Annotated in this window: 16 protein-coding genes and 1 pseudogene; 10 read left to right on the top strand and 7 right to left on the bottom strand. The window is 64.4% G+C overall.

The window, feature by feature from the left end:
* The first annotated feature begins 312 nt into the window (after positions 1-312).
* Positions 313-678 carry a BlaI/MecI/CopY family transcriptional regulator gene (locus BM199_RS26475; protein ID WP_091676947.1) on the top strand — a complete coding sequence of 122 codons (366 nt, stop codon included), beginning with the start codon at positions 313-315 and terminating at the stop codon, positions 676-678.
* A complete protein-coding gene (locus tag BM199_RS26470; RefSeq protein WP_091676944.1) occupies positions 675-1,628 on the top strand; it encodes a M56 family metallopeptidase in 954 nt (317 codons plus the stop codon). The genes BM199_RS26475 and BM199_RS26470 overlap by 4 nt, the downstream gene beginning before the upstream one ends.
* A 20-nt stretch (positions 1,629-1,648) precedes the next feature.
* On the opposite strand, the gene BM199_RS26465 is transcribed toward BM199_RS26470, so the two are convergent.
* On the bottom strand, positions 1,649-2,497 hold the full coding sequence (locus tag BM199_RS26465; RefSeq protein WP_245788739.1) for a TetR/AcrR family transcriptional regulator: 849 nt from the start codon (positions 2,495-2,497) through the stop codon (positions 1,649-1,651).
* A gap of 129 nt (positions 2,498-2,626) precedes the next feature.
* Here BM199_RS26465 and BM199_RS26455 point away from each other — a divergent pair, with 129 nt between their 5' ends.
* From BM199_RS26455 to BM199_RS26420, 8 genes and pseudogenes are all read left to right on the top strand, one after another.
* On the top strand, positions 2,627-3,169 hold the full coding sequence (locus BM199_RS26455; protein WP_245788737.1) for a DUF2269 family protein: 543 nt from the start codon (positions 2,627-2,629) through the stop codon (positions 3,167-3,169).
* Positions 3,170-3,294: 125 nt separating this feature from the next.
* Positions 3,295-5,067 carry an aa3-type cytochrome oxidase subunit I gene (ctaD, locus tag BM199_RS26450; RefSeq protein ID WP_091676936.1) on the top strand — a complete coding sequence of 591 codons (1,773 nt, stop codon included), beginning with the start codon at positions 3,295-3,297 and terminating at the stop codon, positions 5,065-5,067.
* Between the two features lie 283 nt (positions 5,068-5,350).
* The gene (locus BM199_RS26445) at positions 5,351-6,769 is read left to right on the top strand and encodes a multicopper oxidase family protein (protein WP_245788735.1); all 1,419 of its coding nucleotides are present in this window, start codon (positions 5,351-5,353) and stop codon (positions 6,767-6,769) included.
* A gap of 59 nt (positions 6,770-6,828) precedes the next feature.
* Positions 6,829-7,047: pseudogene (locus tag BM199_RS34700) on the top strand (ergothioneine biosynthesis glutamate--cysteine ligase EgtA); the annotation flags it as partial.
* Between the two features lie 276 nt (positions 7,048-7,323).
* Entirely contained in the window at positions 7,324-8,490 is a 1,167-nt protein-coding gene (locus BM199_RS26435) for a VldE C-terminal domain-containing protein (RefSeq protein WP_091676930.1), read from the top strand.
* Positions 8,491-8,775: 285 nt separating this feature from the next.
* A complete protein-coding gene (locus tag BM199_RS33470; RefSeq protein WP_143101925.1) occupies positions 8,776-9,093 on the top strand; it encodes a hypothetical protein in 318 nt (105 codons plus the stop codon).
* Between the two features lie 90 nt (positions 9,094-9,183).
* Positions 9,184-9,546: a BlaI/MecI/CopY family transcriptional regulator gene (locus tag BM199_RS26425; protein WP_091676926.1), complete on the top strand. Its 363-nt coding sequence runs from the start codon at positions 9,184-9,186 to the stop codon at positions 9,544-9,546.
* A complete protein-coding gene (locus BM199_RS26420) occupies positions 9,543-10,499 on the top strand; it encodes a M56 family metallopeptidase (protein WP_091676924.1) in 957 nt (318 codons plus the stop codon). Before BM199_RS26425 ends, BM199_RS26420 begins: the two co-directional genes overlap by 4 nt.
* A gap of 96 nt (positions 10,500-10,595) precedes the next feature.
* Here BM199_RS26420 and BM199_RS35015 read toward each other — a convergent pair whose 3' ends face one another.
* From BM199_RS35015 to BM199_RS26400, 6 genes are all read right to left on the bottom strand, one after another.
* Positions 10,596-10,718 carry a hypothetical protein gene (locus BM199_RS35015; protein ID WP_281245760.1) on the bottom strand — a complete coding sequence of 41 codons (123 nt, stop codon included), beginning with the start codon at positions 10,716-10,718 and terminating at the stop codon, positions 10,596-10,598.
* A gap of 10 nt (positions 10,719-10,728) precedes the next feature.
* Positions 10,729-10,908: a hypothetical protein gene (locus BM199_RS33465; protein WP_143101924.1), complete on the bottom strand. Its 180-nt coding sequence runs from the start codon at positions 10,906-10,908 to the stop codon at positions 10,729-10,731.
* Positions 10,909-11,237: 329 nt separating this feature from the next.
* Positions 11,238-12,455: an aminotransferase class V-fold PLP-dependent enzyme gene (locus tag BM199_RS26415; protein ID WP_091676921.1), complete on the bottom strand. Its 1,218-nt coding sequence runs from the start codon at positions 12,453-12,455 to the stop codon at positions 11,238-11,240.
* Positions 12,452-13,264, bottom strand: a complete 813-nt coding sequence (locus BM199_RS26410; RefSeq protein WP_091676919.1) for an amino acid ABC transporter ATP-binding protein — start codon at positions 13,262-13,264, stop codon at positions 12,452-12,454. Before BM199_RS26410 ends, BM199_RS26415 begins: the two co-directional genes overlap by 4 nt.
* Complete coding sequence (locus tag BM199_RS26405; protein ID WP_091676916.1) at positions 13,261-13,908, bottom strand: amino acid ABC transporter permease; 648 nt, start codon at positions 13,906-13,908, stop codon at positions 13,261-13,263. The genes BM199_RS26410 and BM199_RS26405 overlap by 4 nt, the downstream gene beginning before the upstream one ends.
* 10 nt (positions 13,909-13,918) lie before the next feature.
* Positions 13,919-14,653: an ABC transporter substrate-binding protein gene (locus BM199_RS26400; RefSeq protein WP_245788734.1), complete on the bottom strand. Its 735-nt coding sequence runs from the start codon at positions 14,651-14,653 to the stop codon at positions 13,919-13,921.
* Positions 14,654-14,904: the final 251 nt, after the last annotated feature.

Here is a 14,904-nt window from a genome sequence, read left to right as displayed (position 1 = left end):
CAGCCTCACGCGACGAGGTTGACTCGCCGAGCCCGCCCCGTAGCCGATCGACTCCGCCCTTGCACCGGCAGCAACGCCGACGTCGCGCCTGCGAAGGGCACTGTGAACCCGACGAAGCCCAAGTGCAGGACGGGCAGGTGAACCGCCACCATGAGGTAGTCGACTCCACGCATCTCGACCACGGGTTCTATCGTGAATAGTAGATAGCGCTGGTCTTTGGCAGCTGCAGCCCCCGCCTCTACCACCCGAGGTACCACGCTGCGCTTATCAAGAGGGACAGCTGACGTAGGATGGCCTCCATGAGGAGGCGCCATGCACGGTCTCGGTGAACTCGAAGCCGCGGTAATGGATGTGCTCTGGCACGCGGAGGAGCCGATCAAGGTTCGCGATGTTCTGGAGCAGCTCGACACCGGTAGACAACTTGCTTACACCACGGTCATGACCGTGCTGGACAATCTTTATCGGAAGGAGTGGGTCGAACGCGAACTGCACGGCAAGGCCTACTACTACGAACCGACCTTCAGCCGTGAGGAAGCAGCTGCGCAGGCCCTGCGTGACGTGCTTGACGCCTCCGGTGACGCCGAAGCCGTGCTGATGCACTTCGTTGCCTCGGTCTCTGATGACGAGACCGACCTGCTCCGCAGTGCGTTGCGCCGGAAGCGTGTCCGTCGGCGATGACAGCCGCTCTCGCGTTGCTTGCAGGCGCGTTCGCGGTCGGCTGGCTCGCTCCGGCCGGAATTCGTCGTGCGGATCTTCGGTCTCGCGACCCCATGCTGCTGATCGTGGTGTGGCTGGTGTCGATCGTCGGCGTTCTCCTCAGCGCCGCCACGGGGATCGTACTGCTGCTGATTCCGAGTCACGGTCCGAGCACCACGCTGCTGGCCGCCATCGATCAGTGCTGGTCGGCGATCCAGCACGGTTCACCGCCCCGCGTCGAGGAGTTGGCCGGCCTGCTCGGAGCAGCACTGCTGGTCGCCTTCGCAGCCCGGCTAGTCGTCGTCTTCGTCCACGGCGTTCGCCGTAGGGCCCGGAAACGGCGCGAGCATCTCGCGGTTCTCCGACTTGCCGCACGGTCGGAGTCCGGTTCGCCCGGCACGTTATGGCTGGCGCACGATCGGCCGCTCGCATTCAGCCTTGCCGGCCGTCCCGGCGTCGTCGTGGCGACCGAGGGCCTCGTTCGCCACCTCGATCGCCCGGCGGTCGACGCCGTCTTCGCGCACGAGCGCGCCCACCTCTCCGGACGCCACCATCTGCTCGTCGCCACTGCTGGGGCGTTTCGCACGGCAGTGCCGTTCCTTCCGTTGTTTCGCCAGGCCCCACAGGCGATCAGTGAACTCATCGAGTTGGCCGCAGATGTCGCGGCTATGCGTCACTGTGGCAGGGCCGCGGTTCGGTCTGCCTTGCAGGTGGTAACGAGCCACGGCGCACCGAGCACGTCATTGGCAATGGCACAGCATGCGGTCGACATGCGAATGGCCCGTCTACGGAGCGGTCCTCCTCCCCCTGGAAAGCTCCAGCGGATGGTCTCGTGCGGCATGGCAGGCATGACCGCCGTAACTCTCCCGTTCCTCGTCGGGACAGGGCTAATCGTCGGACTCGCGCTGTTCAGCTGCCCATCACCGTTGTGATCGCAGACACGGCGAGCGCGTCAGCGTACGGGACGCAAACCAGACAGGACGACCGCCACGAGGCGTTGCACATCTACCTTTGACCGCAGGTTGCCTGCTGCGGCAAGCGCGTGGAGACAGTAGCTTGCGAGCTCAGCAGCCGGCACATCGTCACGCACGTTACCGGCATCCACCGCATCCACGAGCAGTTCGGTGATCAGTTGGTGAACCTGGTGCTCGGCGTGGGCAACGTGCTCATCCCGATGTACGAATGTCGATAGCTCGTTGCCGTAAGGCTCGTGCCGGTGGTGATGTACCCGCCGTTGATGAATAACAGCGTAAGCATCGAGCACGGCTTCGAGCCGACGGCCGGCGTCAGAGGCGTGATCTCGGACCTCGACAAGGTGCTCGAGGTGGCGTGCAACCTGACGTTCGTGCCACGCGAGCACGATCGCCTCGACGTCTGGGAAGTACTTGTACAGGGTCGCACGGCCGATACCGGCCTTCTCGGCGATCTGCGACATCGTTACCGACAACAGGCCGCGCTCGGCCACCAGTGCCGAGGCGGTCTCCAGGATAGTGTCCTGCACCTCCCGGCGATGCGCCTTGATCGTCTCGCTCCAGAGCTTCGGCACGAACCCACGATACGCGAAGACCACAACCCGACACTCTGAATAGACAGCGACACTTTGTATCGATAAACTGCGCCAGCATTCAGTTCGGTAACTGAGAGCGCCGACCGAGGAGAAGACCATGAGTGACAGGTCCCGCCGCCCCGGCGTCGAGTCCGCCACCAGCGCTGAACCTGATCGTGGATCGACCAACGGAACCCCGCGTTGGGTAAAGGTGTCGGCGATGATTTTCGCCGTCCTGGCCCTGTTGATCGTCATCGTGCTCCTCGTCGGCGGTGGCCCACTCGGTGAACACGGCCCCGGACGCCACATGTCCGCGAATCAGCCCATAGGGCAGCTCGAACAGCAGGCGCCTTTCAGCCCTCCGCGAGCTGCCGGACCCAACCGATGACGATGTCGCCTCGAACGCGCAAGGCGGCCCTCACTGCGCACGTCATCTCCTCGGTCGGCTGGCTCGGCGCGGTGTTTGCCTTCCTGGCTCTCGCTGTCGTCGGCTCGACCAGCCAGGATGACCAGTTGGTGCGTGCCGCTCTCCTTGTGATGCGGCCGATCACCTGGTTCGTCCTCGTCCCGCTGGCCTTCGCTTCGCTGCTCACCGGGCTTGTCTCAGCACTGGGAACCACCTGGGGCCTGTTCCAGCACTACTGGGTCCTGTTCAAGCTCCTGCTGAACCTGATCGCCACCGTCGTCCTGCTCGTGTACACGCAGACCGTCGACTTCGTCGCTGACACAGCGGCCGAGGGCACACTGTCTGGTGAGAATCTGCGGGCGCTGGCCGGCTCGCCTCAACTCCATGCCGCGCTCGCTCTGCTGGTGCTACTCGTGAGCACCGTGCTGGCGGTGTACAAGCCGCGGGGATTGACCTCGTACGGGCGGCGCAAGCAAGACGAGCAGCGACGGCGAGCGAAGCGCGTGACATCCACGCAGTAGTTGCCACCCTTCGGATTCAGCAACGACGCCTCCCGCCGTGAATCTCATGCACGGGCCCAGCAAACATATCTACTATCAGCGATAGTAGTCTTTGCTCAACGGTCATCCACGGATGGAGTTCCAGCATGGTTGTGCAGCCCGCACCAGTATCCGAGCAACGTGCGCCGGTACAGCAACGACCGAAAGGTTCCTACCTGCTGGCCCTGTTGCGGACGACGGACCACAAGCAAATCGGCGTCATGTACCTCGTCACGTCGTTCGCCTTCTTCATGGCAGGCGGCGCGATGGCGATGCTGATCCGTACGGAGTTGGCCCGGCCGGGACTGCAGTTCCTTTCGGCGGAGCAGTACAACCAGCTCTTCACCATGCACGGCACGATCATGCTGCTGCTGTACGCGACGCCGATCCTGTTCGGTTTCGCGAACTTCATCCTGCCGCTGCAGATCGGGTCGCCGGACGTCGCGTTCCCGAGGCTGAACGCGTTCTCCTACTGGCTGTACCTCTTCGGTGGCCTGACCGTTGTCGCCGGCTTCCTCACCCCCGGTGGGGCCGCCGACTTCGGCTGGTTCGCCTACACTCCACTGTCCAGCGCCATCTACTCCCCCGGCGTCGGCGCCGATCTGTGGATCACCGGGCTGCTCGTGTCCGGTCTCGGCACCATCCTCGGTGCGGTCAACATGATCACCACGGTGGTCTGCCTTCGTGCGCCCGGCATGACGATGTGGCGGATGCCGATCTTCACCTGGAACATCCTGGTCACAAGCATTCTGATCCTGATCGCGTTCCCAATTCTCACTGCGGCGTTGATGGGGTTGATGGCCGATCGTCGCCTTGGGGCGCACGTGTTCGACCCTGCCAACGGTGGCGTGATCCTGTGGCAGCACCTGTTCTGGTTCTTCGGCCACCCCGAGGTCTACATCGTGGCGCTGCCGTTCTTCGGCATCGTGTCCGAGATCTTCCCGGTGTTCAGCCGCAAGCCGATCTTCGGTTACAAGGGCCTGGTCTGGGCGACGCTCGCCATCGCCGCTCTCTCGATCTCAGTGTGGGCGCACCACATGTACGCCACCGGCGCCGTGCTGCTGCCGTTCTTCTCTTTCCTGACGTTCCTGATCGCGGTGCCGACCGGCGTGAAGTTCTTCAACTGGATCGGCACGATGTGGAAGGGCCAGCTCACCTTCGAGACACCGATGATCTTCTCCATCGGCTTCCTGGTCACCTTCCTCTTCGGCGGGCTGTCGGGCGTCCTGCTGGCCGCGCCGGCCATCGACTTCCAAGTGTCCGATTCGTACTTTGTCGTGGCGCACTTCCACTACGTGCTCTACGGCACGATCGTGTTCGCGACCTTCGCCGGGATCTACTTCTGGTTCCCGAAGATCACCGGGCGGATGATGGACGAGCCGCTGGGCAAGCTGCACTTCTGGCTGACATTCATCGGTTTCCACGGCACCTTCCTCGTGCAGCACTGGCTGGGCAACGAGGGCATGCCGCGCCGGTACGCCGACTACCTGGCCAGCGACGGATTCACGACGCTGAACACGATCTCCACGATCGGCGCCTACATTCTCGGCGCGTCGACGCTGCCGTTCATCTGGAACATCTTCAAGAGCTACCGCTACGGCGAGGTCGTCACGGTGGACGATCCGTGGGGCTACGGCAACTCGCTCGAGTGGGCGACGTCCTGCCCGCCCCCGCGGCACAACTTCACCGAGCTGCCCCGGATCCGTTCCGAGCGGCCCGCCTTCGAGCTGCACTATCCGCATATGGTGGAGCGCCTCGGATCCGAGGGACACATCAGCTTCACCGGCCGGACGCTGCCACCGTCCCAGGCCCGCGCGGCTCCGTCCGAGCAGCTCGCCGAGCTCACTGATGACCACGCGAAAGAGGAGCGCACGCGATAGATCACAGTATGTGGCGAGCAACAACTACTATGTGATCTAGTAGGCCTAGACCGTAGCGAACTGTCAATCCGAACTCGGCCGCCGGCCGAGGAAAGTTGGCACGAACCTTTCCGAGGGAACCATGGCACCTGCTTTGCCTGGGCGGCCGCGCGCTGACCGCCTCCTCAACCGTCGCGGCTTTCTCGTCCTCGGCTCCGGAGCGGCCGTGGCGAGCTTGGCCGCGTGCACCGCTCAGGGTTCTGCACCCAATACCCCGACCCGCGTCGCGCCAACTTCTCCATTGGTGGCAGCCGCCGAGCGGGACCGCCGAACGGCAACGACCCGCACGACCTCGACGGTACTCAACGCAGGCATCAGCGACGTGGACCTCGGTGGCGTTCCCGTTACGACGTGGACGTACAACGGTGAGCTGCCGGGCACGGAGATCCGGATCAAACGCGGGGACGCGCTCCGGGCCCGGCTGTCCAACGGGCTCCCTCAGCCGACCACCGTCCACTGGCATGGCTTGGCTCTGCGTAACGACATGGACGGGGTACCGGTGCTGACGCAACCGGAAGTCGCGCCAGGCGCCGAGTTCATCTACGAGTTCGTGGCCCCTGACGCGGGAACGCACTGGTTCCACCCACACGTGGGCGCCCAGTTGGACCGCGGACTGTACGCACCGCTCATCGTGGAAGATCCAGCCGATGGCGCCGACTACGACAGCGAACTGGTCGTCGTCCTCGACGACTGGCTCGACGGACTCGACCGTGACCCGGACACGGCGCTGGCCAACCTGAAGAAGAACGGGATGGTGATGGGCGACCGGAGCGCACCACATATGGCCGGCATGCCTGGAATGGATCACGGGCCAGTGGACGGGGACACCGGGATGGGAATGCCCCAGTCCGCCCTGCTCGGTGGCGACGCGGGAGACGTCGTCTACCCACATGTACTCGTCAACGGTCGGATCTCCTCCGCCCCACGCTCCGTCAACGCCAAACCCGGACAACGGATTCGATTGCGGCTGATCAACGCCGCCTCAGATACCGCTTTCCGCGTCGGAGTCCCGGGTATACCGCTACGAGTCACGCACACGGACGGCTTCCCGGTCGTTCCCAAACAGGCCGACACCGTACTTCTCGGAATGGGCGAGCGACTCGACGCGGTGATCACGGTTCCGGACCGAACCGTGCCGGTGCTGGCCCTGGCGGAAGGACGCGGATCCTACGCACAACTCCTCATCCGGAGCGGACGCGAAAGCGACCCGACAGCCAGCGACGCGGCAGCACAGCAACTGGCCGCGCTCCCCGCGCTCGCCACAGGTGACCTCAGGGCAACTGAGGAGGTCAGCCTGCCCAAGAGGTCACCGGACGTCACCCACAACCTGGTACTCGAAGGGCCGGGGGCCAAGTACGAGTGGACCATCAACGGCAAGGCCTACCGGCCGGACGATGGGTTGCCGATCCGCGCAGAACAACGAGTGCGACTGCGATTCGAAAACAAGTCGACGATGTTCCACCCCATGCACGTGCACGGCCACACGTTCCAGTTGATCGGCCCGAACGGGCGGGGACCTCGCAAGGACACGGCGATAGTGCTACCCGGCAAGACACTCGAGGTGGATTTCGACGCCAACAACCCCGGCCAATGGCTGACGCACTGCCACAACGTCTATCACGGGGAAGCCGGGATGATGACCGTGCTGTCGTACGTGGAGTAACTCTCCTATCTATAATAGTAGATTAATAGGTGCGCTAAACATCGCCGGTAACGTCTGTCGTGGCGAACTCCGACCTCGCCTACGTCACGGATCTGCTGGCCCTTTCCGGTCTGCGTCTTGGCACCTGCGATATGAATCCATTCCGTCCACCCGCGCGACTGCTGTCGACGAGCGAATACGCCGCCATGGAACGCCGGTTCGCCCCGATGGGTCCTTCCGGTGTCACGATGATGTGCAGTATTGCGGCCCTGCAGGTATGCGTCGACATCGCGCCTCGCCACCCGTCGCGGACCATCGCTAATCTCGGCTGCGCCGCACTGAAAGCCGTCGATCTGTCCGCCGCCACGATCGCCGACATCACCTACTCAGTTCAGAGACGAACACATGGAGAGAGAGCAGCGACCACCTCAAGGCGGTGAGAGCGGACCGGTCTCCACAGCGTTGCCCACACCTACTACTACAGCTAGTATGCAGTTGGTAGCAGGACAGTTGCGAGTCGTGGTGAGCACGACACCGCTTTGTGCGACGGCTGACGCAGCCGTACGGGAGGGGCGATGCGCGCACGGCATCTCGTCCTGCTGCTGTGCCTGCTCGGCGTTGTCCTGATCGTGGTCCCGGTTACCTTCATGACTGTCCTCGTCGCGGTCCAGCCCGCCGCCGGGCAGTCGTCACCGTCACGGGCGGGAGTCGCGGTAGCCAGGCTCCCACCGCTGGCCAGGAGCATGCTGCCACTCGTCACCACGCGAGTGAGCGAGCGCTGTCCGGAACTGAGCGTGATCAGGGTGCTCGCCGAGGTACAGGCGGAGTCCGGCTGGAATCCACAGGCCTGGAGTGCTGACGTGAACGGCGGAGCAGCAGGTCTGCTGCAGATCAACCAGGCGAACTGGGTCGGACTAGGTGGTCAGTCGTGGACCAGCAGCCCGCCACCCGTGGACGCGGACATCTTCGACGCCAGTACGCACCTGACCTTCGGCATCGACTTCCTCTGCACCAACCTCCGTGCAATGACCGAGTACCTGCAGCAAAGTGGCAAGGCGACCGATCCCCTGGATGCGATGAGCATCTGCCACATAGCGGGATGTAGCCGCGTGACGGGTAGCCGCACCGGGATCCCGACAGCCGGTGAAGCTGGGTGCGGCGGGCAGTGCGCCTCGCTCGTTCGACGGTATCTCAACAACATTCATCGTTACGAGAGTGAATGGATGCCCCCTCCCGACAACGGTGGGTCGGCAGGCGCTGTGCCGTCAGGAGTCGACCTCGGTCAACTGTCGGCGCCGAACGCATACACCGGTGGACCGACCGAATGCACTGAACCCGATCCCACTACGAGTGGGTGCCTGACCGCCGCCACGGCAAACGGCATAGGAGAAATCCAGCGGACCTTCGGCTCGCAGATCCAATCTGCGGGCTGCTGGGCTCCGCGGCCGTGGAATCCGACCAGTGACCACCCGAAGGGCCGGGGCTGCGACCTCTTTCCTGACCGAGCCGGCATCTTTCCCAGTGGCGAACAGCTAAACGCCGGATGGCGGATCGCTGCGTGGTTGCGCGTTCACGCCGAGGCCCTCCGCGTGAGGTACGTGATCTGGCAGGGCCGGTATTGGGATCCGACCACAGGAGACCAAGGCGGATGGGGCGAGCCATACACGGGAGGCGGCGTATATGACGCTAACGACGCCACTGGCGGGCACTACGACCACATTCACGTCAGCTTCAAGGAGTAGTTCGAAATGTGGGGAGCACGTCCGATTGGCACTGCGGTTGCACTGCTCTCCGTAGGTGGTGTGGTCTGGCTCCTGGCCTCGAACGAGGACTCCAACGATGCCACCAGTTCCTCGCCTTCCTCCTCGGCCACCCAGTCGACAATCCGCCCGATCGGACCGCAAGCGCGCGACGCCGCGTCCGCCCGGCACCAACTGCCAGGAACACCGGACGCGAGTCTTTCGCTAGACGTCGACTTTCGGCAACCGCAGGCTGTCGCTCGCGCCTACGTCGTCGCGGCACATACCGTGACTGCAGCCGACCGGGGCAAGACCAACCGGCGGGTTCTGCCGTACCTCGCACCCGACAACCCGGCCAACCCGCGCGGGCTGGTCGTCGCGGAAACCCCACCAACGGGCCGCTTCACGGTGACGATGGACCAACTCACTGTCGTTGGCTCCAGCGAATCGGGGCGGCGGATCGCCTACGAAGCACGGTGGTCGATCGCGGCCGACGAGTCGTCCGAGCCGGGCCAACAGCGGAGCACTTTTGTCGTCTTGGCCCGCCAGCCCGACGGGCGCTGGCTGGTTACCCAGGAGTCGGCACGTATCCAGCCGGGCGACTGATGCGGTGTGCTTCACAGGGCCGACTCTGACCACTAAAGTGAGTAGTAGGTGACTGCTACAGTCTTGGCTACGAGGTGACGGGGAGGTGTTGTGTTCGGACTTGGCGAGCTTGAAGGCGCGGTGATGCACGTACTGTGGCACGCGGAAAAGCCGGCCAAGGTTCGTGACGTTCTTCCACTCCTCGGCCCGCGCAGGAAGCTGGCCTACACCACGGTCATGACGGTGCTGGACAACCTGCACCGCAAAGGCTGGGTCTCCCGGGAGCGTGAAGGACGGGCGTACTACTACCGGCCCGCCTTCAGTCGTGAAGAGGCCGCCGCCCGTGCCCTGCGCGAGGCGCTGGATGCCTCGGGAAATCCTCAGGGGGCGCTGATGCACTTCTTCGACTCGGCGTCTGAGCAGGAGGCAGATCTCTTGAGAACTGCGCTCACGCGGAAAACGGACCGCCCATGACGGTGGCTCTGGCATTGTTGCTGGGAGCCATCACGGCAGGTTGGTTAGTACCCCGTCGACTTCAGCGCATCGACCTTCGCCGCCGGGACCCGCGCACACTGACTGTCACCTGGCTGGCTTCCATGATCGGCGTCGGCGCAGCCGGGGTGTCCGGAGTCGTGCTACTGCTGACCCCAGAACACGGCGCTGAAGGTCCGCTGACGTGGGCGCTCAACCAGTGCGTGACCGCACTCCAGCACGGCTCGCCGCCTCAGTTCGAGGAGCTGATCGGCCTTGCGAGCTTCGCCCTGCTGGGCGCCTTGGTTCTGCGGTTCGTCGTTGTCGGAGCCCGCGAGCTGCGACGGCTACGCCGGGAGAGCCGCCAGCGTCTCGCAGTGTTGCGGCTGGCCGGCCGTCCCGACAACGACTCCCCCGGCACCCTCTGGCTGGCGCACGACCGGCCGTTGGCATTCAGCCTCCTTGGTCGCCCCAGCGTGATCATCGCGACAGAGGGACTTACCCGGCACCTGCCCGAGGCCGGTGTCGCGGCGGTACTGGCGCACGAGCGAGCACATTTGCGCGGTCGGCACCATTTACTCATCGCGTTCACGGAGGTCGTGCGACGCACAATCCCGTTCGTCCCGTTGTTTCGTCAGGCACCCGTCGCCATGCGCGAGCTTGTCGAGCTCGCTGCGGACATGTCCGCTGTTCGTACGTGCGGACCCGCGGCCGTCCGTACGGCACTGCTGACCGTGTCCGGTCACGATGCGCCGGGTGTGGCGCTCGCCATGGGACGTGACACGGTTAGCCTGCGGCTTGAGCGGCTGGAACACACCACGCTGACTGCCGGGCGTACCCGCAGTGCGTTGTCATGTGGGGCGGCTGGAGCGCTGGCCACAGCCGTTCCGTTCCTCACCAGCGCGTCACTGCTCGTGACCATCGCGGTGCTGGCTTGCCCGGTCACCGGAACTTAGCTCGTAGCGGTACCTGCTCAATCAGTGTTTGCCGGTGAACTGCCCCGTGCTACGGGAGACAGTGCCGTCGGGTCGCACGGCTATCGCGCGGCCATCCTAGACGTCGTTGTCTTCGGAATTGGGCGCGTCACCGACCTTGCCTTGCATGAAATACTCGGCATCGAGATCGCTCTCGCTCCTGTTGACGACGCCACTGGTCGCCTTCTTCCTGCTGTACACCTCGCCGTTCCTACACCGGCGCCGGTCCAACCCTTCGTCCCCACGCCGGAGAATTCCCTACGGCGACCGGCGGGAAGTCGACCACGGCAACCGACGGCCCCGCGACGGTGGTGACGAGTAGCGTCCCTCCGCCGCGAGGTAGGCCCGCGTGGCTGCGCAGCATCAGCAGGAACGGCACGATGATCGTCACCGTTGCCACGAGATATCCGGCCAGCGCGGCGATTACCGGTAACTCCGCCGCCTGGTGCCCAGGCCGGCGCCGCCGCCGGATCCGCGGTGGTGGACGTGGCGCTGAGGCTCCTTCATGTTCGAACAGCCCGCGGCGCTGCGCGGCCCGCGCTCCTCGGCGCCCTGGTGGCGACCACGATTTGGTCCGGTCAGCTTGCCGGACTCGCGTTGGCCGACGCTCTCCGCTGGCCCCCATCGCTTTGGCTCGGCCTCGTCGTCCTCAGTGCGTTCGCCGCTGCAGCGTTGGGCTTGCTCGTCTCGCCGGCGAATGCATCGGCAACACATTCCGAGTCATCCGCCAGACCTTCCCGTTCCTGATCCAGTTTCCCGCACCGCCTCGAGCAATAGCTGGATCTCCCGCTCCGTGTTGTAGTAGTGCACGGAAGCGCGCACGAGCTCATCGATCCCGCGGTTCTCCATGTCGAGCCTTGTGGAGGGCACCCTGGACACGCTGACGTTGATGCCGCGTACCCCCAGCCAGGTCTTCACATCTTCGGGCGCAACGCCCTCCACCGTGAATGTCACGATGCCGCAGAGTTCTGCGCCGACGTCCTGCGGCGTCACTCCCGGCACCTCGGCGAGGCCGCGTCGCAGTTCCTCGGCCAGCCCGTACACCCGGTCGCGAATACGCTCGACTCCCCAGCCGAGCGCGTAGTCGATGGCCCTGCCGAGCCCGATCTTGGCCGCGTAGTTGAACTCCCACGACTCAAAACGCCGGGCATCTGACCGCATCCGGTATTCGTCTCGTGCCACCCATGTCGCAGCATGCAGGTCCAGCATCGGCGGCGACAGTTCGTCGAGCACGTCGCGACGCACATAGAGCAAGCCCGTGCCACGCGGCCCGCGCAGGTACTTACGTCCCGTTACCGACAGCATGTCGCAGCCGATCTCGGCGACATCGAGCGGTAACTGACCGGCCGACTGGCACGCGTCAAGCAGGTAGAGCACGCCAGCGTCCCTGGCTACCTTCCCCACCTCTGCGGCGGGGTTAACGAGCCCTCCGTTGGTCGGTATGTGGGTCAGCGAGACGAGGCGTACCCGGTCGTCGATCAGCTCTCGCAGTCTGGACACCGAGATCTGCCCGGCATCGTCGTTCGGCACGACTTCCACCTGGAGGTCGTGCCGCTGTGCAAGTTGCAGGTAGGCGATGAAGTTGCTGGCGTACTCAGCCTCACTCGTCAGAATTCGATCGCCTGCAGTGAAGGGTATGGAGTAGAAGGCCATGTCCCACGCGCGTGTCGCGCTGTCGACCACGGCGACCTCGTCGGGTCCGCAACCGAGCAGGCGCGCGGCCGATCCGTACACCGCCTCAATCTTGCCCTCGGCTGCCGCGGCAGCTTCGTAGCCACCGATGCGAGCCTCGAGCCGCAGGTGCGCAACGGTGCTGTCCAGTACCGGTGCGGGCATCAGGGAGGCACCGGCGTTGTTGAAGTGGACGACGTTCTCGCAACCCGGGGTTTCCCGCCGCGCCCGGTCCACGTCGAAAGTGTGCACAGCGGTCGCCGTCATACGACCTCCTCTCCGACCCGGGGCGCAGGCGCGTCCGCCAGCGCCCCGGAGTGATCGACCAGCCGGAGGAACGAACGCACTCGTTCCTTTGACGGACGGGTGAAGAAGGTCTCGGGCGAGGCTTCCTCCACCACCACTCCACCGTCCATGAACACGATCCGGTTCGCGACCTCTCGGGCAAAGTGTGTCTCGTGGGTGACAATCACCATCGTCATGCCGTCGGCCGCCAGCTCCTGGATCACCTCGAGCACCTCGGCGTGCAGCTCCGGGTCAAGAGCGGAGGTCGGTTCGTCGAAGAGCACCGCCTCCGGGTCCATGGCGAGCGCTCGGGCGATCGCGACCCGCTGCTTCTGCCCGCCGGAGAGTCGCGAGGGATGCACGTCGCGCTTGTCCGCCAGCCCTACCCGTTCCAGCAGCCGCTCACCGAGGGCGACCGCTTCGGGCATGGGCAGCTTCCGCACCTGATGCGGCCCCTCGATCACGTTGCCCAGTGCGGTCATGTGCGGGAACAGGTTGAACTGCTGGAACACCATGCCCGTCCGCTGCCGGGCGCGTTGCATCAGCTTCGCGCGTCCACGACGGTCACGGCGTGTACCGCACTCGAACGCGCAGTCGCAGATCCGGACGTGACCGGCGTCGGGCTCCTCGAGCAGGTTCATACAACGCACCAACGTGGTCTTACCCGACCCGGACGGGCCCATGAGCACGACGACCTCGCCGCGCTCGACGGACAGGTCGACCCCACGCAGCACCTCCAGGTCGCCGAATGCCTTGCAGATGCCGCTGAGTTCAATCGTGGTGGTAGTCATACGTACGCCTTTCCCATGCGCTTCTCGAGCATCCCCTGCCCCACAGACAGCAACGAGTTGATGATCCAGTAAATTGCTCCGATCATCAGAAACGCTTCCATGTAACGGAAGTTCGCGTTGCCGATGCTTTCCGCCACCCTGGTCAGCTCCACCACGGTGACCACCGACGCAAGCGAGGTGTCTTTCATTAGTGCGATGAAGCGCCCGCCCACCGCCGGGGTCGCGACCCGGATGGCTTGTGGGAAGACTATTCTGCGGAAGGTCCGCCAGTAGGGCATGCCGATGGATGATGCGGCCTCCCACTGTCCGTTGTCGACTCCCAGAATTCCACCGCGGAAGTTCTCGCTCAGGTAGGCCGCGCCGAAAAGGCTCAAGGCGAGAATCGCCGACGGTATCGGTGTGAGTTGCACACCCAGTTGCGGCAACCCGAAGTAGATGATCATTATCTGGATCAGTAGAGGGGTGCCCCGAAATACCGAAACGAACGCGATCGCGGCACCTCTGAGAATCGGGAAGTCTGAGATTCGTGCTAGTGCGACTAGCGCACCAAGCGCGGAACCCAACACAAAGGACACCACGCCAAGCAGCAACGTGACGCTCAAGCCGCGGAGCACCATGGGGAACGAGTTGACCAACATGTCCATTGTGGTGCTCCTACCCCTGCTCGGCAGGCAGGGCCTGCAGTTCTTGCGTCATGTCGAGGTCGAGCCACTGTTGTGAAATGCGGGTCAACGTGCCATCCGCCATCATGTCCGCGATCGCCTGGTCGATCTCCTTCTTGAACTCAGTCGAGCCCTTGCGGAACGACATCGCGTTGACCTCGCTCTCCAGGAGCTTCCCGACCGGCCTCACCTGCAGCTGGTTCTGCTTGGCGAGGTAAGTGCCCTGGAAGCGGGAGACCAGCATCGCATCGGCGTTGCCACGGGAGAGGTCGGTAAGGCCCAGTGTCGCGTTCTGGTACGTCTTGACCTGCACGCCCGGGATTTCTTCCCTGGCGAACTTTTCCTGGGTGGTGCCGGCAGACACTGCGACTGTCTTTCCCTCCAGGTCTGCCAGGGAACTGACCGCACCGCCTGCGGCGGGCACAAAGATCGAGACACCGTTGACCTGGTAAGGGCGGGAGAAGTCAACCTGCTTCTTCCGCTCATCGGTGATCGTCTGACCGGAGATCACGATGTCGAAGCGTCCGGCGCGGACGCCTTCGATAAAGCTCTGGAAGTTCGAGGCGACGAACTCTACGTCCTCGACGCCTATCCGCCGAGCCATCTCGTGCGCGACGTCCACGTCGTAGCCGACGGGCTTGCCCGCATCGTCAAGGTAGTTCCACGGCGGATTGGCCTGGGTCAGTGCGACACGCAGTGTGCCGTTGTCCTGAACACGCTGTAGCACGTTGTCGGTGCCCCCACCCGAACAACCGGCGAGAACTGCGCTGGCCGTAACAAGAAGTAGTGAGATGGCCGCTCTAAGTGGCCTTCGGACTGGTGACATTCCCATGACGTCTCCTCGACAATGAATCCGCTAACGAGACGGCCCTAGCACGGAATGAGCCGACTTCGCCGTGTTCGGTCGGGGCCCTGATTTCAGTCGCGCGTCACGTCACTCGAGTAGGTGAACACTATGCCCCCGTTGGGTATCCAGTC

The sequence above is a fragment of the Amycolatopsis marina genome (assembly GCF_900111885.1).
GTDB lineage: Bacteria > Actinomycetota > Actinomycetes > Mycobacteriales > Pseudonocardiaceae > Amycolatopsis > Amycolatopsis marina.
Note: the sequence above shows the minus strand (reverse complement) of the source record. Positions and strands in the feature narration are given on the sequence as shown.